Below are 17,823 nucleotides of genomic sequence, written 5' to 3'. Positions count from 1 at the left end.
ACCAGGCCTCACCCGCAGACCCCAAAACCCGCCGCTGGCGGGTTTTGTTTTTTCAGCCCGGCATCATGGCCATGGAGGCCAGAGCATCCACTGGGCTGCGCACCCCGCCGCCGCCCACTTTTAGCACCTGCGTGTAGATCATCGTGGTCGCCACGTCAACGGCTGGAAGAAGACCTAGCTCGCCCAGGCGCGCGAGTCGGTCCAGGCCTTCATGGACCGGGTGGCCCGCATCCAGAACCATACCTTCCCGAAGTGCCAAGGGCCGCTGCAGCTGGTGCGCACCTGGGCTGGCGTCAAGCGCCTGCCCGCGCCTGGCCAACCCAGCCCGCATTCCCATGCCAGCCAAGCCCGCGCACCGCCATGCTGAGCACCGCGCCCCGTGAGACCTGCTGTGTCGCCAGCGCCGCCAAGCCGCAGCGCGGGACGCGCGCACGCCCGCTGCGTCTGGCGCACACCAACATAGCGGGGCAGCCGGCCCATCGGGCCGGGCCGGGTCTGGACGGATGCACCGGCGCCACGCCCACGCCCGAGGTCTTTACTCGGCCCCACCTGTGACCATAATGGCCTGAAACAAGCGCCCTGGGGCGACCCAATTCCCTTGGCGCATCACTCACCGCCACACAAGGGCAGGGACGGCGCAATGGTTCAGTTCAACACGGTTTATCTGCCGCGCTCAGCCGGCTTTCGCTTGCGATCTGCGGTGGCGCGGCAGATAAACGCTATCCGTTAGGCGGCAAGGCGGGAACTACGCACGATGGGTCATCAAACGTTGGTCTATGGGGTGATCGAAGTCCCTTCGGCTCGGGATCGGGGCGCAGAAGAAGCGGTGGCTTCAAATCGCCGCGTCCTCGATGCTCTGCCGCACACGGACGAGTGGCCGTTTTTCGTCCGTGCAATGTTTTCCCAGACCGAGTCCTCAAAGGTCAGCGTCGAGTATGGCAATTCCCTGATTCATTTTGCGGCCTCATACAAGCAAGTAGAGGAGGACTGGGGTGAATGGGTTAACAAGTTCGAGCGGTTGCTCTTTCAGCTGCATGGGTCTGCGGCGGTTGTGCACATCGAGGGCGAGCTTGTTCCACATTACAGGCTGGAGTGGGTTGCTGGTCCATTGGCGGCAGCCGCAGCACGCCGCCAATGGCGTTTTCTTAGCGGTCCGCGTACAACGGCCGAACTCTATCCACCGCTTGCCAATGGTGCCGCCTAACGAATAAGGCTAAAACTGTATGAACAACACCGTCGTTCTCTGCGTCGCCGTCCTCGTTCTGTTTTACGGTGCGCTCAGCTTGAATGTTTCACGAGTGCGGCGTAAGCGTCGCAGCGATCCCACCATCACGGAAGCAGCGCTGACGAAGGCAATTCGAGCGCATGGAAATGCCTCGGAGTACATCCCTTTGTTTGCTGCAGGCCTCCTTTACCTCAACACCGCTTCTCCGAGCATTTTTGTCACTGGCCTTGCGGTCGCAGTTCTGGTCTGCAGGCTATTTCATGCTGCGGGCACGCTTCTCGTTCCCTCCGTCAATGAGCGCCACCCACTCAAGTTCGTGGGTGCTTTAGGCACATACTTTTGCTTGTTCGCGCTGGGCGGAGCATTGCTCTGGCACTGGGCTCGCAGCGTTGCATAAGGTGCTGCCTAACCTGCTAGGGATTTCCTTACGCGGCAAGTGCCTACATTTGATCGAGTCGCTATTCCGGCTTCTTCAATGCCGAATTTCGGCGAACCGCTGCGCCGCCGCTGAATTTCAACTTTAGGCTTCCATGAACCATCATCTGCTGGTTGCCATCGTATTCTCCTCTGCGCTCACTTTTTGCCTTGAGGTTGGTGCGGTGAGCAACGAAACCCCGGGGAGATCCGTGCCTATGTCCGTCGTCAGCGATACGAGGCAAGCGCTCGAACGCTTTTTAGCGTTACCGAAATTTCGGGAGGAAGGGTTGTATCGCCCGCCAAGCGAGGCCGCACGCCTGGAATACGAGGCGCGAGTGAACGCTCTTGCCAACCGTCTGCTTGCTCGACTGAGCGCTCTGCCGTCGAAGGCCGAAGTGCTCGACGAGTTCAAGCCTACGTTGAAGGAGTTCGAGAACGCAGGGAGCGAAGACCGAGACCAATTGCTTCGATACATCGAGAACATCATGGACATCTTTGGCATCCAGAGTTCCGACGGTCTTCTCAACAAGTGGCGCTACGGCTTCGACCCCAATCAAACCCAGGAAGAGCAGAACGCTGATGCGCTGGCCCAAATGACTGCAAGCGAAAGAGCGCTGTTGGTCAAGCTGGAACCAGTGCAGAAGGAGACGGCCCTTGCGGCCATGATCCAGTTGCTGGGTTCGCCCTCCATGAGCAGTGCTGGCATGCATACTTGGTTTCTGGACAAGGACCACTCCAGCGCGGTATCGCTCGGCTCCCGGAGCGGTGCCCAGATCATCATTTGGCTGTGCACAGGGCGCTTTTCGTATGCGCGCAAGCTGTAGACGCTTCAATCAACCAGACTTTCCGCATCAAGCTGGGTCGTTCAGATTGAACTTCCGCAGCAAGTCAATATTGGTACTTCGATACCAATCCAGGACTGGGTGATTCCTTCGTATGCAAGCTCTTCTACGCAAGGCCGTGAACGACGATGCATCGGCGGTGGCTGAAGTTCTCATTGCGTCTCGCAAAGCCTTCATTCCCTACGCGCCGATGGCGCACAGTGCGGTGGAAATTCATCAGTGGGTACGGAGCATGATCATGCCTTCGTGCAGAGTTTCTGTTGTCTGTATGGCGGAGGCCGTGGTTGGCATTTTGGCCACCTCAGAGGCCAAGGGCATTTCCTGGATTGATCAGCTGTATGTGCTGCCGGGCTTTGTTGGCCAGGGCATGGGCTTGCGCCGCTTCCCCGGCCCGTCAGGCTCTACACATTCCAGGCCAATGCAGGCGCACGCCGCTTCTACAAGCGGCACGGCTTCAGCGCGATAGAGTTCACAGACGGCAGCTTGAACGAAGAGCGCTGCCCGGATGTCCTGTTGGAACTGGCTGCGGCCCGTCACCAGCCGCAACGATCAATCGTCAATGGAAGGACTCACCATGAGTGATCCCGAGAAGCAGGTTCTGCAAAAGCTCGACACCTACAAGTCCGCTGTCCTGGCGAAGAACGCCGAGACCTTCATGCAGCTTTACGACGCCGAGGTCCGGGTATTCGACACTTGGGGAACCTGGTCATACGAAGGTGTCGCGGCTTGGCGAATCGCCGTGGAAGGTTGGTTCTCTTCGCTTGGCGATGAGACCATCAGGGTCACGTTCGAAGACGTGAAAATCATCGCGGAGCCCAACTTCGCCTCAATGACCGCCATCGCAAGGTACGCCGCCTTTTCAGCCCAGGGCGAAGAGCTTCGGGCCATGCAAAACCGAATCACCTGGGTGCTCAAAACCCGCGGCCATGTTTTACGCGTCATCCACGAGCACACATCTGCCCCCATAGGGTTCGAAGACACGAAAGCGATGTTCAAACGAGAAGGCAAGTGATCAGCGCACGGGCGCGCGTCGTTGAGCAAATCGTCAGCGAAGCGGTCGAATTGCTGTCCCGAAGCCAACGCTGAGACGAGGTTCGCCGGCAGGTTTTTTGCCAGAGAACGGCAAGGCGTCCTTGTCCTCGTGCAGTAGAGTCTTACACCCGAGGCCGGTGAGCGTGGTTCGTTTCTGGGGGCCTTTCTTCTGGCGGGCAAGACATGCACGACATCAACTGGTCAAACTCGGAGAAGCGGGTCGCGCGAGCGGTCTTTGAATCTGCGTTGCAGAAGGAACTCTCGGACACCATCACCGAGTTCAAGCGTGCGGCTGCATCCATATCCGAACCTGATGAACTGTGGTCTCTCATCAAGCGCACCGATCAGAGGCGCAGGGAGATTGACTTCAAGTACGACTACCGGTACTCGCAGCTGCTGCACGTCTTTGGGCGTCTGCTGCGCGAAGGTCGCATTGCCGAAGAAGATCTTCAGGGCCTCGATGAGAAGAAAGTCGCCATCATTCTGACCATCGCCGAGCTTTGAAAACCCTGCCAGGATTCCCGCCATGCCAGAAGCCAAGACCAAGCCGACAGATGCAAGCGTCGATGACCACATCGCCGCGAAGGCAAGCGAGGCGCAGCGAGCCGATTGCAAGGCCCTGATGGTGCTGCTCAAGAAGGTCACCGGGCAAGGCCCGAAGATGTGGGGGCCGAGCATCGTGGGTTATGGCGCCTACCAGTACACCTACGCATCCGGCAGGACCGGCATTTCATGCCTGGTCGGCTTCGCGATTCGAGGACGGGAGATGGTGCTCTATCTGGCGCCGTACTGGGATGGCGCAGCCGAGTTGCTGTCCAGGCTGGGCCCGCACAAGATGGGCAAGGGTTGCCTCTACTTCAAGCGCCTCGCGGATCTGGACCCGTCCGTCCTGGCGCAACTCGTCATCGGTTCTGTCGCCGAAATCGAACGCCGCCATGGCCCTGTTCACACAGGCGGCGAATGACGCTTGTTGTCCCATCCTGAGCCATCATGTACCCCATCGAAGGCGGCTGTGATTGCCGCATGATCCGATACCGGTTGAACCTTGCGCCCTTGTTCGTGCACTGCTGCCATTGCCGCTGGTGCCAGCGGGAATCGGGCGCTTCGTTTGCGCTGAACGCGATGATCGAGAGCGATGCAGTGGATTCGCTTGGTGGCGAAGTGGCGCTGGTGCACACGCCTTCCGAGAGTGGCGAGGGCCAGCAGATCGCGCGCTGTCCGCGATGCCAGGTGGCGGTGTGGAGCCACTACGCGGGTGCGGGGCCGCTGGTGAAGTTTGTGCGCGTGGGCACACTGGACAACCCCGATCTGCTGCCGCCGGACATCCACATCTTCACGGCCTCGAAGCAGCCTTGGGTGCTGTTGTCCGGCGACGTGCCGGCAGTGCCCGAGTATTACGACCGGGCGCAGCACTGGCCTGCGTCAAGCCTGCAGCGCCGGGAATTGCTGTTGCCGAGGATTCAGGCTTACCAGGCCTCGCTGAAGGATGTTGGCGCCTGAGATTCAGGCGCCGCCGCCCCGCTTGGGCGGGGCATGACCGAAGATCATCGAAGAGGACATCCATGACCATCAGCGCGGTGTTTGCCTTCCTTCATTTTCTCGCCGTCTTCGGCATCGTGGGCGCCGTCTTCCTGGAGTGGCAGACCATGAGCCCCGCGCCGACCTTGGCGGAGGCGAAGCGGCTTCAGGCCAGCGACCGGTGGTATGGCACCTTTGCCGGGCTGGTGCTGATCATCGGCCTGGTGCGCGTGTTCTATTTCGAGAAGGGCAGCGGCTTCTATCTCGCGAACCCGTTTTTCCACGCCAAGCTCACGCTGTTCGTGCTGGCGGGCCTGCTGTCGATCTACCCGACGATTCGCTTCATCAAGTGGCGCCCGCAGACCAGCCAGGGCATGGCGCCTTCGGTTTCGGCGCAGGAGTACCGGCGCATCATGCTGGCGCTGCGGCTGGAAGTCGTGCTGCTGCTGGGCGTGGCCTTGTGCGCCAGCCTGATGGCGCATGGTGTGGGCATGTGACCCCGGAGGACTGAACGAATGGCCACACTCGATCACATCATCCTGAAGGTCAACGACCTGGCCGCCAGCGTCGCGTTCTACACGCAGGTGCTGGGCTTCACCTTGCAGGGGCAGGACGGACCGCTCACCGTGCTCAGGGCAGGGCCCGAATGCCAGCTGCAGCTGGCGCCTTGGGGCACGCCGGGCTTCGAGCACTACGCGTTTGCGGTGAGCAGCGAAGAATTCGAGCAGATCTTCGTGCGCATCAGGGCCGCTGGCATGGCCCACGGCCCGACCTTCGATTCGGTGGGAACCAACACCGGGCCAGGCGAGGAAAGCGGTGCACGCGGGCCAGCGCCCACGCTTTATTTCAACGATCCGAATCAGCATTTGCTGGAGATCCGGGCATATCCCGGGCCACCAGCGGTGGCCTGGTGCGCTGAAGCAACCCATGTGAATTCATGAATCGAACCGGAACCTGCTTGATGTTGAAACGTGTTGCCTTGCTGTTTTGCCTGATCCCCGGGGCCGCGCTGGCGCAGGCGACCGAGCAGTGGGTCGTGACGACCGATCTCTGGGGCAATCCTGTCTATCAAACCCTCACCTTGAAACAGGATGGCGAGGCGATTGCGGGGGACATGGACGGCGACAAGGTCACGGGGCGTCGCCATGGCTCGACCATCACGTTCGAGGAAACCGGCGCGAACAACGCGAGGTATTCGTTTGCCGGCACGATCAAGGGCGGACGCATCGATGGCATTGCCGACTTTCCGGACAGCAACAACCCGGCCACGCGTGCCAAGCATGGCTTTTCAGCGCGCCGCATTCCCGATCGACCGGCAGGACCGCCGCGCCGCCACGAGTTCGAGCCAACGGAGTATTCCAACGAGTTCAGTCCGCACCGCGCGCCAGTCCTGACCATCTGGCCGGGCGACACCGTGCACACCAAGACCATCGATTCAGGTGGCGTGGACGAAAACGGCGTCACCCGCGCCTTGTTCGGCAACCCGCAGACCGGCCCGTTTTTTGTCGCGACAGCCTCGCCTGGCGACACGCTGGTGGTGCGGCTCAACCGCCTGCGCCTGAACCGGGACCATGCTGACAGCCTGGATACCATCGTGGGTAGGGCGCTGGGTGCCAGCCTGGTTGGCAAAGCGGCGGACCTGGGCCAGCCGGTGCGCTGGAAGCTGGATCGGATGCGCGGTTTGGCAAGCCTTGAAACGCCGACCGAGCGCTTGAAGGAGTTTGTCGTACCGGTTCGCCCGATGCTGGGCGGGCTTGCGGTTGCACCGGGTTTTGGATCGGCTCCCATTTCCACCGGAGACACCGGAAGGTTTGGCGGCAACATGGATTTCAACGAAGTGGTGGAAGGCAATGTGGTCTACCTGCCCGTCCAGCAGCCGGGCGCCTTGCTTTACCTGGGCGACGCCCATGCCCTTCAAGGCGATGGCGAAACCTCGCAGTACGCGCTGGAAACCTCGATGGATGTCGAATTCACAGTGGAGGTGATCAAGGGGAAATCGATCGCGATGCCGCGGGTTGAATCCCCGACGCAGATCATGGTGCTGGGCCAGGCGGGTTCTTTGGACGAAGCGCTGCGCTCGGCCACGACAGGACTCATTCAATGGCTGCAGCAGGACCATGGATTCACGCTGTCCGAATGCGCCATCATCCTTGGCAGTTCGGCACACTACAGCGTGCCCAATCTTGCGGGCCGAAGTGTCGGGGTGGCCATCAAGCTCGACAAGGCACGCCTCCGTCCAGGTTCGTAGGTGAATGGCCGCCGTGTCGCGCCGTGTCGCACGCGCTGCCTCGCATGTCTTTCAGGAATGGCTTGATGAACCGTCGCACCACAACGGAGCCAGCAATGATGAAGCCAGGTTGGCGGTGGATGGGGGCTTGTGCATGGGCTGCGGGGGCGATGCTGCTGGGCGCGTGCGCCGGCCCTGCATCGGCTCCGCTGGCCAGCGCTTCGCTGGACGACGCGGTGCGCCAGTTGATGCAGCGCGAGCAGGTCAAGGGCCTGGCACTGGCGGTGATCGAACACGGCCAGGTGGTCAAGGTGGCCGCCTACGGGCAGCGCAATGTGGCCAAGGCTTTGCCGCTCACGCCGGACACGGTGATGTATGGCGCCTCGCTGACCAAGGCGGCTTTCGGCTACATGGTGATGCAACTGGCGGACGAGGGCCGGCTGTCGCTGGACGCGCCGCTGGCGCAGCTGCTGCCGCAGCCCTTGCCGAAGTACGGCGATGCCAAGCGCGGTTACGCCGACCTGGCTGGCGACGAGCGCTGGCGCCAGCTCACGCCTCGCATGCTGCTCACGCACAGCAGCGGTTTTGCAAATTTCCGATGGGTCGAGGCGGACCAGCGGCTGCAGTTCCACTTCGATCCCGGCAGCCGCTATGCGTATTCCGGCGAAGGCATCAACCTGCTGCAGTTCGTGCTGGAAAAAGGCCTGGGCCTGGACGTGGGCCAGGAAATGCAGCGCCGCATCTTCGACCGTTTCGGCATGACCCGCACCAGCATGCGTTGGCGGCCGGACTTTGCCAACAACCTGGCCGACGGCTACCAGCTGGACGGCAGCGAGCTGCCGCATGACGAGCGCAGCAATGTGCGCGCCGCCGGTTCGATGGACACGACGATTGCCGACCAGGCGCGCATGTGGGCCGGCTTCATGCGAGGCGACGGCCTGAGCCCGGCAGCGCGCGCCGAATGGATCAAAGGGCAGTTGCCCATCACCTCCGCGCACCAGTTCCCGACCTTCCTGCCACCCACCGAAACGCGCTACCAGGCCATCGGCCTCTCCGCTGCCTTGGGCGTCGTGCGCTTCGACGATGCCAGCGGCCCAGCCTGGCTCAAGGGCGGCCACGACGACGCCACCGGCAACATGGCCTTGTGCCTGGAAGCCGGCCAGCGCTGCATCGTGCTGCTGGCCAACGACGTGCGCGCCGAGCGGCTCTACCCGGCGCTGGCCGAGTGGGTGCTGGGCGCCACCCGCATGCCGTGGCAGTGGGAATACGACTGGTGGCAGCCGCCTGCGCCTTGACGCGGGTACTCGGTTTGCCTGGCAGAAGCTGGTGCGAGGCTTGCGTGGCACTGTGCACCGTCGCAACTGCAACGGCGTTCAGCTTCGTCGGCATTGAATCCATTCGCAACAATGGATTCAAAACCGACAGAATGTGCCTGACCCGGCCACCCAGAAAGCAAGAAGACCTGTGTCCGTTCCCGAACCCCCGTTGATTGTGCAGCCCCGTTCGCCTGTGGCCAGGCTTGGTGAGTGGTGGCCCCGCCTGCGGCCCTGGCTGCTGGCCGCGTTGGGGCTGGTGCTGGCGGGCGCCGTGGGCTTCGCACTGCAGGGGCTGTTGCGCGAGGTGCGCTATGCCAGCGTGATGGCCGCCGTCTCGGCCACGCCCAACATCGACATCTTCGCCGCGCTGCTCGCCACCGCCGCCAGCTATCTTGCGCTGACCCAGTACGACGCCTCCGCGCTGCGATATGCCGGGGCCAAGGTGCCGCGCAGCACCGTGCTGCTGACTTCCTTCGTTGCTTATGCGCTGTCCAACACCATCGGCCTCGGACCTTTGTCGGGCGGTGCGGTGCGCATGCGGCTGTATGCCGCGGCGGGGCTGGAGCCGCCTCAGATCGCGCGGGTCATCGGCTTCAATGCGGCGGCCTTTGCGCTGGGCATGATGGTGTTCGGTGCCATGGGCCTGCTGTGGGGTGCGGCGGACGTGGCGCCGCTGCTGCACAGCCGGGCCTGGTGGCTGCGCGTGCTGGCGCTGGCCATGCTGCTGGCGCTGGCCGGCTTCCTGTGGCTGTGCAGCCGCCAGCACCTGCTGCAGGTGGGCCTGGGCCGCGGCCGGCGATGGACGCTGCGCCTGCCTACGCTGAACCTGGCGCTGCGCCAGCTGCTCATTTCCGCAGTGGAGCTGGCCGCTTCGGCCGCAGCGCTCTGGTTCCTGCTGCCGACCAACCACATCGGCCTGCCGACCTTCATCGCCTTCTATGCGATTGCCATCGCCGCCAGCATCATCAGCCACGTGCCGGGCGGCGTGGGCGTGTTCGAGGCGGTGATGCTGCTGGCCAGCGGCACCGAGGTGCCCAGTGACGCGATGCTGGGCGCGCTGCTGCTGAACCGCGGCATCTACTACGTGCTGCCGCTGCTGCTGGCCACCGGCACCCTGATCGCCTACGAGTTGCGCTCAGGCGTGGCCGCACCTGTGAGCCGCATGGCCGTGCACCTGAGCCCGCGCCTGATGGCGGCACTGACGATGGTCGCCGGCCTGTGGCTGCTGGTCTCCGGCGTCACCCCTTTCACCGAAGACGCGCGCGAGGTGCTGGCCACGCTGCGTGTGCCGCTGCCGCTGATCGAGGCCTCGCACTTTCTCGGCAGCGTGGCCGGCCTCGGGCTGCTGCTGGTGGCGCGCGGGCTGCTGCACCGGCTGGACGCGGCCTGGTGGGCGGCGCTGGGGCTGTCGATGGTGGCTGCGCTGCTGGCACTGCCCAAGGGCATTGCGCTGAACGAGGCGGCCTTCCTCAGCATGCTGGTGCTGCTGCTGGTGATCTCGCGCAAGCAGTTCAACCGGCCGTCTTCGCTGTTCGCCCAGCGGCTGGAGCCGGAGTGGCTGCTGGCGCTGCTGGGCGTGGTGCTGGCCTGTGTGTGGGTGCTGTTTTTCGCCTACCAGGAAGTGGCCTACAGCAACCACCTGTGGTGGCAGTTCGAGCTGGACGGGCAGGCCCCGCGCTCGCTGCGCGCGCTGATGGGCGTGGCCTTGATGGCATTGGCGTTTTTCCTGTGGCAGCTGATGCGCCAGCCAGCCGGCGTGCTGAGCCGCACCACGCCCGAGCAGATCGCCCGCGCGGCGGCCATCATCCGCGCCAACCCCTCGTCCGACGGCTGCTACGCGCTGATCGGCGACAAGCAGCTGATGTTCTCGCCGTCCGGCAGGAGCTTCCTGATGTACGGCAAGCAGGCGCGCAGCTGGGTGTCCTTGTACGGCCCGTTTGGCGACAGCCGCGAGTGGGCCGACCTGGTGTGGCAGTTCATCGAGCTGGCCAACGCCCATGGCGGTCGTGCGGCCTTCTACCAGGTGCGGCCAGTGGCCCTGCCGCTGTACCTGGATTGCGGCCTGCAGGCGCTGAAGCTGGGCGAATATGCGCATGTGAACCTGCCTGACTTCAGCCTCAAGGGCGCCAAGCGCGCCAACCTGCGCTCCGGCGTGAACCGCGGCGAACGCGAAGGCCTGAGCTTCGAGGTGCTGCCCCCGGCTCGCGTGGCCGAGTTGCTGCCGCAGCTGCGCGAGGTTTCGCAGGCCTGGCTCACGCACCAGCGTGGCCGCGAAAAAGGCTTTTCCGTTGGCCGCTTCGACGAGGCCTACCTGCAGCAGCTGCCAATGGCCGTGGTCTGGCGCGAGGGCAAGGTCATCGCCTTTGCCAACCTGCTGAGCACTGCTGCGAAGCAGGAAGCCAGCGTGGACCTGATGCGCTACCTGCCCGGCGCCCCGCCCGGCACCATGGACTTCCTGTTCGCCAAGGTCATGCTGCACCTGCAGGCCGAGGGCTACCAGCGTTTCGGGCTGGGCATGTCGCCCATGGCGGGCATGGCCGAGCGTCGCAAGGCGCCGCGCTGGCAACAGCTGGGCCGGCTGCTCTACAAGTACGGGGACCGCTTCTACAACTTCCGCGGCCTGCACAGTTTCAAGGACAAGTTCGAGCCCGAATGGGAAGCCCGCTACCTGGCGGCACCCGGCGGGCTGGCGCCGTTTTTCGTGCTGGCCGACGTGGCCGCGCTGATTGGCGGTGGCATGAAAGGCGTGGTGACGAAGTGAGTGTGCGTACCTGGGCAACGCGGGGGCGGGTGGGCCTGCCGCTGTTGATGGCCATGCTGCCGGGGCTGCTGCTGGCGCAGCCGGCCAAGCCGGCCCCTTTGGCGCCTCCCGCAGCCGCGGGCAGCGCGCCGGCCCTGGCACCCGCGCTTGCGCTGGTACTGCCCGCCGTGCCGCCGCCGCTGCCCATTCCCGGCACCAGCTTCCCGCGGCTGCTGTCGCACGGGCTGTTCAACGACGTGGCGCTGTACCGCCCGGCTGGCGTGCCGCAGCAGTTCGTGATGCTGCCTTTCACCGGCATGGACGGCGCCAACGACAGCGAGCGGCTGATGATCCAGAAGATGGTCACCGCCGGCGCGATGGTGGCCACCATTCCGCTGACCAACTTCTACCGCCGGCTGGAAGTGCAGGACGGCAAGTGCACCTATGCCGGCGGCGCCTTCGAGAACCTCTCGCGCCAGCTGCAGGCCTCCGAAAAGCTGGGCGCCTACATGGAGCCGATGCTGGTGGGCACCGGCAGCGCGGGCGCGTTTGCCTACGCGCTGGTGGCCCAGGCGCCGGCCGGCACCTTTGCTTCAGCGCTGTCGGTCGGCTTCTGCCCGCGGCTGCCGATGAGCAAGCCCATGTGCGCGCAAAACGCCTTGCGCTGGCAGCCTGCAGCCGATGGCAATGGCGTGGACCTGCTGCCGCCTCCCACCGCCTTGCCCGAGCCGTGGACTGCGATGCAGGCCGGCAGCAGCATGGCCGCGTGCCCGGCGGCGCAAGACTTCGTGCAGCGCGTGCCGCAAGCCGTCTGGCAGCCTGCGCCGGCCACCGGCCCCGAGTTGCCGGCCGGCTTCGACAGCGCCTATGCCTCGCTGGCCGCGCGCCAGGTCACGCTGGGTCCGCCGCCTGCCCAGTTGGCCGACCTGCCGGTGATCGAAGTGCCGGCCACTGCCGAAGCCGCAGGCGGGCCGAATGCGGACCGCTTCGCGGTGCTGCTGTCCGGTGACGGCGGCTGGGCCAGCATCGACAAGGGCATTGCCGCGGCGATGGCCGCCAAGGGCATTCCGCTGGTGGGTGTGGATTCGCTGCGCTACTTCTGGAGCGCCCGCACGCCCGAAGGCCTGGCCACCGACCTGGACCGCCTGATCCGTTTCTACTCGCACCGCTGGAAACGCAGCGAGGTGATCCTGATCGGCTACTCGCAAGGTGCGGACGTGCTGCCGTTTGCCGTCAACCGCCTGCCTGCCGCGACGCGCACGCGGGTGCGCCTCACCGCGCTGCTGGGCCTGGGCCAGAAGGCTTCGTTCGAGTTCCACCTGTCCAACTGGATCGGCCCCAGCGGCGACCGGCCGATTGCGCCCGAAGCCCAGCAACTGGTGGCCGCGCGCACGCTGTGCATCTACGGCCAGGACGAAAAAAACTCGCTGTGCCCGACGCTGGCACCGCTGCACGCCCGCCCGCTGCCGCTGGCCGGCGGCCATCACTTCGGTGGCGACTACGACGGGCTGGCGGGCCACATCCTGGGAGCGATTGAGCGCTGACAACAACCTTTGTTCACGCTCCCAATCCGTTCACCCTGAGCCTGTCGAAGGGCCTGCCAAATGCAAAAGCCGCTCCCGGGAGCGGCTTTTACTTCCAGCGCACAACCTCAGTTCAGCGGCAACTTCACGCTGCCCGCCAGCGAATAGAGCAGGGCGATCGATTCCTGGCCATCGTGCAGGGCGTCCACATAGGCAATGCGCAGGTTGAAGTGGTCGCCCTCAGCCGAGATCACGTCGAACAGCGAGCGCTTGCCGAGTTGCTGCCATTGGGCAATGGTGTCGTCGCGCACGCGTTCGCTGCTCTTCAGCACGGTGACGGTGTCGCGGGCGCGGACCAGTGCGGCGCTGGCTTGTTCGTGGACTTCGGCCAGCCGGTTCTGCAGCGCGTCCAGCGATTCGGCGCGTTGCACGCGGGCGGCTTCGGCGCGCAGGCGGGCCGAAGTGGACGCCGGTGCGGCGGCAGGGTTCAGCAGCGGCACGTTGATGGTGATGCCGGCGTTCCAGTTGCCGGCGTGGTCGCCGGTGGCATTCTTGGCCACGCTGACCAGCCAGTTGGCCTGCACCTTGTTGCCGGCATCGGTGGCCCTGGCCAGGCTGTCGGCAGCGTCGGCCTGTGCGGCCAGTTGGGCAATGCTGGAGGCGCCTGTGGCTTGCGACTGCAGCTCGGGCAGCGCGGGGGTTTGCAGCATCAGTGCGGACAGGCCGTTGGCCTCCGGCAGCGTGTCGCCGACCAGGCGGCGCAGCCGGGTTTCGGTGAGGCGCAGCTGGGTCATGGACTGGGCCCGCGACAGCAGCACCTGCTGCAGCGTCTTGCGGGCCTGCACCAGCTCGCTGCCACGACCGCGGTCGGTGGCGACGATCTGTTCCAGCGAGTCCACCAGCGTGCAGACCTTGGCAGCGTACTGGCTCCAGACCTGGGCGTGCAGTCGGTAGCGGTCGCGCTCGAAGGACAGGATGACGGTTTGCAGCGCGACCTGTTCGGTGGTGCTGATCTGGCCCTGGTTGGCAGCCTCGGCCAAGCTGGTGCGCCACTGGGTCAGGTGTGAATTGCGACCGGAGTCGTAAAGCATCGCACTGACGGTGAGGCCGGGCCGCACCTGGAACTGGTTGCGCGTCTTCTGGCCTTCCATCTGGTCGCCGGACGGACCGATGGCGGCGCTCAGCGTGGCCGTGGGCAGCGCGCCGGCCTTGGTTTCTTCGATGTCGCTGCGCGCAGCATCGGCCAGCAGCTTGGCGGCGCCCACGGCCTTGCTGCGCTGCTCGGCCGCCTGGATCAGGTTCAGCAGCGTGAGCCGCGGTGCGCTGGCGTCGCCCGAAGGTGTGTCGCGCTGGGCCAGCGGCGTCAGGCCTTCGGCGCAGGCGGCGTGGGCCATGCCGGTGCCGGCCAGCGTCAGCGCGGTGGCTGCCAGCATGGCACGGGTGATCAGGGAGAGCGCAGAAGTGCGAGTGGACATGGCCGTCGACCCAGGAGGAGACATGCCCGCCAGTAGACCGTCGCAGCGGCCTTCACATCCCCTCAATAAGCAGCTTCAAAACCCGCCTGTTCCAAGCCGTTGGCGCTGTCCTGCAGGCGCCCCAGCATCAGTTGCCGGCTGCACAAGGCCAGCGGCGCGGGCCGGTGGCTGACCAGCAGCAGGCCCTGGCCGGTGACGCTCAGGCGGCGGCGCAGGCCGGCCACTACGGTCGCTTCGGTGGCGGCGTCCAGGCCCTCGGTGGGTTCGTCCAGCAGCAGCCATGGCGCGGGCACCAGGCAGGCCCGGGCCAGCGCCAGGCGGCGCCGCTCGCCGCCGGAAAGGCCGGCCCCGTCTTCGCCCAGCCAGCCGTCCAGCCCGCCTGGCAGGGCCTGGATGCAGCGGTCCAGGCCGGCGTCCTGCAGCGCGGCCCAGAGCTGTTCGTCGCTGGCCTGGCCGCAGCCCAGCGTGAGGTTGTCGCGCACACTGCCGGCCAGCAGCGCGGCATCCTGCGGCAGCCAGGCGAACTGGGCGCGCAGCGTGGAGACCGGCAGGTCGGCCAGGTCGTGACCTGCCAGCGCCGCCGTGCCGCGCACGGCAGGGAGCAGCCCCAGGAGGGTTTCGAGCAGCGTGCTCTTGCCGCAGCCGGACGGGCCTAGCAGTGCGACGTGTTCACCGGGCTGCAAGGGCGAGGCGGACAGCGCGGGCAGGTGCAGCGCGGCGGCGGTGCTGGCGGGCGTGCTGTCGGCCGGGGCAGGCAAGGGCAAGGCTTGCGCACTGCCCAGCAGGGCATCGAGCCGGCGCTCGGCTTCGTGGGCACTGGCTTGCTGCAGCGCATGGCGCAGCAGCGGCGCCAGCGATTCGACCGTCATGACCGCCGCGAGCGCGCACAGCGCCGCCACCGGTGCGCCGGCGTCCCGTGCCAACGCAAAGGCCAGCGCGGCAGTGAAGCCGCTGGCCAGTGCGAGTACCGCGTCCAGCCCGGCCATCAGGCGCAGCTGGCGGCGCTGGGCCTTGGCCAGGGCCTGGTCCTGGGTCGCCACGCGCTGGCCGGCCCACGCGGCCAGGTCGTGGCAATGCAGCTCGGCGTCGTGGGCCGACAGCCAGGCCAGTTCGTCCTTCAGCGCGCCCATCGCGGCGCGGCTGGCCTGCGCAGCGCTGCGCACCCGCCGTGCGCCGAACCCGCCGACCAACACCAGCAGCGCGCCGCAACCCAGCGTGGCAACCAGGGGCGGCCAGCCGCCGAAGGCCAGCAGCGCCAGGCCGGTCAACACGCCGGCCGCGGCGGTCCACGGCACCGAGCGGCGCACCTGCTGGGCCTCGATGGCTTCCACGTCCTGCACCATCGCCGTGACGGCCTCGCCGGTGCTCACCGCCAGCGAGCGCTCGGCCGGTGCGGCGCACAGCGCGCCGAAGATCGCCGGCCGCACGCGGGCCAGGCTGCGCAGTGCCGCCTCGTGGCTGCACAGGCGCTCGCCGTAGCGTGCGCCTGTGCGGGCAATTGCCAGCAGGCGGATCGCGGCGCTGGGCAGCAGGTAATTGAAGGCCTGGGCTGCAGCCAACCCGCTCACGCCTGCCGCCGCCGCCGCGGTGATGAACCAGCCGGACACGCCCAGCAAGGCCACCGAGGCCAGGCCCAGCAGTGCGGCACAGGCGGCAGCGGCCTGGAACAGGCCGCTGTGCCGCCGGCGCTCGGTGGCCAGCAGTTGGCGCAACGGAGAGCTGGCGGGGTTGGTGCGGTTTGCTTGGCGGACGGTGCCGGGCTCGCGTTGCGTCATGGCCGGCACGGCCCCCGCACGAAGGTCAGCCGTCATGCCGTCGCTCCCAGCCGCAGCACCTGGTGCGCGCAGGCGGCGAGCCGCTCGCTGTGGGTGGCGATCAAGGTCGTGCGGCCTTCGCAGGCGAGGGCCAGCGTGTCGACCAGCGCGGCTTCGGCCTCGGCGTCCAGGTGGGCCGTGGGCTCGTCCAGCAGCCACAGCCATGCGCCGGGCTTCAGCAGCGCCCGAGCCAGCGCCAGGCGCCGCCGCTCGCCGCCGGAGAGACCGCCGCCGCGTGCGTCCAGCAGCGTGTCCAGCCCCTGCGGGCGGCCGGCCAGCATGGCTTGCAGGCCGGACCGCTCGATTGCTTCGGCCAGCGCCTGCGCCGAGGCTTCTGGCGCCGCAAGCAACAGGTTCTCGCGCAGCGTGCCCGGCACGATCAGCGGCTGCTGGCCGATCCACACCGCGCAGGCTGCGAGCGAGCCCGCGGCAGCCAGCGGCAGGCCGTTGAGCAGGATGCTGCCTTCGCGGATCTGCGCCAGGCCCAGCAGTGCGCGCAGCACGGTGGTCTTGCCGCTGCCGGAAGGGCCCATCAGCGCCAGGCTCTGGCCGGCGGGCAGATCGAAGCTCAGCTTTTGCAGCACGGCTGGCGTGTCGCCGTGGGACAGGCTGACGTTCTGGAAACACAGGCTGGGCGGGCTCTGGAAGCTGGCTGCTGCAGCAGAGTTCAGCGCCGGCGTGGCGGCGTTCTCGCAAGCCAGAAGACGCTCGGCCGCCGCCTGCGCGGCCTGCCGGTCGTGATAAGCCGCGGCCAGGCGGCGCATCGGCAGGTAGAACTCCGGTGCCAGCGCCAGCACGAAAAACGCCGGGCCGAGTGCAAAGCGTTCCGGTGCGGGGAAGGGCAGCAGCCCCAGCAGGCCAAAGCCGCAATACACGGCCACCAGTGCCACGCACAAGGCGGCAAAGAACTCCAGCACCGCAGAGGACAGGAAGGCCAGCCGCAGCACCCGCAGCGTGCGCTGCGCCACGTCTTCGGCGGCCGTTGCCAGGCGGGCGCGCTCGCGCCCTTCGGCCCGCATCGCCAGCACCACCGGCAGCGCGCGCACGCGGTCGGCCAGCAGGCCCGAGAGCCGGGCCAGCGCGGCCAGCTGGCGATGCGACTCGGCGGCCGAGGCCCGGCCTGCAAACGCCATCAGCACGATGAAAGGCAGCAGCGTGGCGGCCAGGATCGCGGCCGTCACCGGGCTGGCGATGGCCACCGCGGCCAGCACCAGCAGCGGTGCCAGCATGGCGGCCTGCCGGGCCGGCAGAAAGCGGGCCACCCAGGCCTCCAGGGCCTCGATCTCTTCGGCAGCCAGGCTGGCCAGCCGGGCGGGGCCGGCCTCGCCGCCGGCCGTGTCCTGCCGCCGCGCGGCGGCGGGCCCAGCAGCTCCGCCCAGCGCGGCCTGAACCAGGCGGGCGCGCCAGCTTCGCTTGACGGCCAACGCCGCCTGTTGCCCCGACAGTGCGGCCTGTCGCCCCAGCAGCCCGCGCAGCGCCGCCGCCAGCACCAGCAGCGCCAGCCAGCCCCAGGGCGGCTGTTGCGCTGCCAGCGCGGCCACGGCGCCGGCCAGGCCGGCTGCGAAGCCGATGCCGGCCACGGCGTCCAGCACCAGGTAGGCACTCGCGGCATGCCGGCCGGGGGCGGCCCGGGCGTGGGCCTGCAGTTGTTGCTCTGCCAGGTCGGAGAGCGTGGAAAGAGGGGATGAAACCAT

18 protein-coding genes are annotated in these 17,823 nt (G+C 66.6%); 14 read left to right on the top strand and 4 right to left on the bottom strand.

What is annotated here, in order from left to right:
* Positions 1-52 precede the first annotated feature (52 nt).
* Positions 53-259 (bottom strand): hypothetical protein, encoded by a 207-nt coding sequence (locus AC3WR5_RS00460; protein ID WP_492481023.1) that lies wholly within the window; start codon positions 257-259, stop codon positions 53-55.
* Between the two features lie 495 nt (positions 260-754).
* Here AC3WR5_RS00460 and AC3WR5_RS00455 point away from each other — a divergent pair, with 495 nt between their 5' ends.
* The 14 genes from AC3WR5_RS00455 to AC3WR5_RS00390 all read left to right on the top strand — a co-directional run bounded on the left by AC3WR5_RS00455 (position 755) and on the right by AC3WR5_RS00390 (position 12,861).
* A complete protein-coding gene (locus tag AC3WR5_RS00455) occupies positions 755-1,204 on the top strand; it encodes a hypothetical protein (protein WP_492481021.1) in 450 nt (149 codons plus the stop codon).
* Between the two features lie 19 nt (positions 1,205-1,223).
* Positions 1,224-1,622, top strand: coding sequence for an MAPEG family protein (locus AC3WR5_RS00450; protein ID WP_492481019.1), 399 nt, complete (start codon positions 1,224-1,226; stop codon positions 1,620-1,622).
* A gap of 133 nt (positions 1,623-1,755) precedes the next feature.
* Positions 1,756-2,466 (top strand): DUF4844 domain-containing protein, encoded by a 711-nt coding sequence (locus AC3WR5_RS00445; protein ID WP_492481017.1) that lies wholly within the window; start codon positions 1,756-1,758, stop codon positions 2,464-2,466.
* A 136-nt stretch (positions 2,467-2,602) separates the two neighbouring features.
* A complete protein-coding gene (locus AC3WR5_RS00440) occupies positions 2,603-2,950 on the top strand; it encodes a hypothetical protein (protein WP_492481015.1) in 348 nt (115 codons plus the stop codon).
* Positions 2,951-3,058: 108 nt separating this feature from the next.
* Positions 3,059-3,496 carry a YybH family protein gene (locus tag AC3WR5_RS00435; RefSeq protein WP_492481013.1) on the top strand — a complete coding sequence of 146 codons (438 nt, stop codon included), beginning with the start codon at positions 3,059-3,061 and terminating at the stop codon, positions 3,494-3,496.
* 203 nt (positions 3,497-3,699) lie between these two features.
* Positions 3,700-4,020, top strand: a complete 321-nt coding sequence (locus AC3WR5_RS00430) for a hypothetical protein (RefSeq protein WP_492481011.1) — start codon at positions 3,700-3,702, stop codon at positions 4,018-4,020.
* A 22-nt stretch (positions 4,021-4,042) separates the two neighbouring features.
* Complete coding sequence (locus tag AC3WR5_RS00425; RefSeq protein ID WP_492481009.1) at positions 4,043-4,480, top strand: DUF1801 domain-containing protein; 438 nt, start codon at positions 4,043-4,045, stop codon at positions 4,478-4,480.
* Between the two features lie 26 nt (positions 4,481-4,506).
* Positions 4,507-5,016 (top strand): GFA family protein, encoded by a 510-nt coding sequence (locus AC3WR5_RS00420; protein ID WP_492481007.1) that lies wholly within the window; start codon positions 4,507-4,509, stop codon positions 5,014-5,016.
* A gap of 62 nt (positions 5,017-5,078) precedes the next feature.
* Entirely contained in the window at positions 5,079-5,531 is a 453-nt protein-coding gene (locus AC3WR5_RS00415; protein ID WP_141284110.1) for a DUF2214 family protein, read from the top strand.
* Between the two features lie 18 nt (positions 5,532-5,549).
* A complete protein-coding gene (locus AC3WR5_RS00410) occupies positions 5,550-5,975 on the top strand; it encodes a VOC family protein (protein WP_492481005.1) in 426 nt (141 codons plus the stop codon).
* A gap of 20 nt (positions 5,976-5,995) precedes the next feature.
* Complete coding sequence (locus AC3WR5_RS00405) at positions 5,996-7,282, top strand: acetamidase/formamidase family protein (RefSeq protein WP_492481003.1); 1,287 nt, start codon at positions 5,996-5,998, stop codon at positions 7,280-7,282.
* A 95-nt stretch (positions 7,283-7,377) separates the two neighbouring features.
* A complete protein-coding gene (locus AC3WR5_RS00400; protein ID WP_492481001.1) occupies positions 7,378-8,556 on the top strand; it encodes a serine hydrolase domain-containing protein in 1,179 nt (392 codons plus the stop codon).
* Between the two features lie 196 nt (positions 8,557-8,752).
* The gene (gene mprF, locus AC3WR5_RS00395; protein WP_492480999.1) at positions 8,753-11,338 is read left to right on the top strand and encodes a bifunctional lysylphosphatidylglycerol flippase/synthetase MprF; all 2,586 of its coding nucleotides are present in this window, start codon (positions 8,753-8,755) and stop codon (positions 11,336-11,338) included.
* Positions 11,335-12,861 carry a virulence factor family protein gene (locus AC3WR5_RS00390; RefSeq protein WP_492480997.1) on the top strand — a complete coding sequence of 509 codons (1,527 nt, stop codon included), beginning with the start codon at positions 11,335-11,337 and terminating at the stop codon, positions 12,859-12,861. The genes mprF and AC3WR5_RS00390 overlap by 4 nt, the downstream gene beginning before the upstream one ends.
* A 107-nt stretch (positions 12,862-12,968) precedes the next feature.
* On the opposite strand, the gene AC3WR5_RS00385 is transcribed toward AC3WR5_RS00390, so the two are convergent.
* The 3 genes from AC3WR5_RS00385 to cydD all read right to left on the bottom strand — a co-directional run bounded on the left by AC3WR5_RS00385 (position 12,969) and on the right by cydD (position 17,823).
* The gene (locus tag AC3WR5_RS00385; protein WP_492480995.1) at positions 12,969-14,315 is read right to left on the bottom strand and encodes a TolC family protein; all 1,347 of its coding nucleotides are present in this window, start codon (positions 14,313-14,315) and stop codon (positions 12,969-12,971) included.
* A gap of 62 nt (positions 14,316-14,377) precedes the next feature.
* Positions 14,378-16,126 (bottom strand): amino acid ABC transporter ATP-binding/permease protein, encoded by a 1,749-nt coding sequence (locus AC3WR5_RS00380; protein ID WP_492480993.1) that lies wholly within the window; start codon positions 16,124-16,126, stop codon positions 14,378-14,380.
* Positions 16,123-17,823, bottom strand: coding sequence for a thiol reductant ABC exporter subunit CydD (gene cydD, locus AC3WR5_RS00375; RefSeq protein WP_492480991.1), 1,701 nt, complete (start codon positions 17,821-17,823; stop codon positions 16,123-16,125). Before cydD ends, AC3WR5_RS00380 begins: the two co-directional genes overlap by 4 nt.

Source organism: Ideonella sp. FW305-24, from assembly GCF_058788035.1.
Note: the sequence above shows the minus strand (reverse complement) of the source record. Positions and strands in the feature narration are given on the sequence as shown.

Coding starts and splice junctions, on each gene's coding strand:
- AC3WR5_RS00435 (WP_492481013.1), top strand. CDS start 3,059: ATGAGTGATCCCGAGAAGCAGGTTCTGCAAAAGCTCGACACCTACAAG.
- AC3WR5_RS00455 (WP_492481021.1), top strand. CDS start 755: ATGGGTCATCAAACGTTGGTCTATGGGGTGATCGAAGTCCCTTCGGCT.
- cydD (WP_492480991.1), bottom strand. CDS start 17,823: ATGGTTTCATCCCCTCTTTCCACGCTCTCCGACCTGGCAGAGCAACAA.
- AC3WR5_RS00415 (WP_141284110.1), top strand. CDS start 5,079: ATGACCATCAGCGCGGTGTTTGCCTTCCTTCATTTTCTCGCCGTCTTC.
- AC3WR5_RS00450 (WP_492481019.1), top strand. CDS start 1,224: ATGAACAACACCGTCGTTCTCTGCGTCGCCGTCCTCGTTCTGTTTTAC.
- AC3WR5_RS00445 (WP_492481017.1), top strand. CDS start 1,756: ATGAACCATCATCTGCTGGTTGCCATCGTATTCTCCTCTGCGCTCACT.
- AC3WR5_RS00380 (WP_492480993.1), bottom strand. CDS start 16,126: ATGACGGCTGACCTTCGTGCGGGGGCCGTGCCGGCCATGACGCAACGC.
- AC3WR5_RS00430 (WP_492481011.1), top strand. CDS start 3,700: ATGCACGACATCAACTGGTCAAACTCGGAGAAGCGGGTCGCGCGAGCG.
- AC3WR5_RS00400 (WP_492481001.1), top strand. CDS start 7,378: ATGATGAAGCCAGGTTGGCGGTGGATGGGGGCTTGTGCATGGGCTGCG.
- AC3WR5_RS00425 (WP_492481009.1), top strand. CDS start 4,043: ATGCCAGAAGCCAAGACCAAGCCGACAGATGCAAGCGTCGATGACCAC.
- AC3WR5_RS00410 (WP_492481005.1), top strand. CDS start 5,550: ATGGCCACACTCGATCACATCATCCTGAAGGTCAACGACCTGGCCGCC.
- AC3WR5_RS00420 (WP_492481007.1), top strand. CDS start 4,507: ATGTACCCCATCGAAGGCGGCTGTGATTGCCGCATGATCCGATACCGG.
- AC3WR5_RS00405 (WP_492481003.1), top strand. CDS start 5,996: ATGTTGAAACGTGTTGCCTTGCTGTTTTGCCTGATCCCCGGGGCCGCG.
- AC3WR5_RS00385 (WP_492480995.1), bottom strand. CDS start 14,315: ATGTCCACTCGCACTTCTGCGCTCTCCCTGATCACCCGTGCCATGCTG.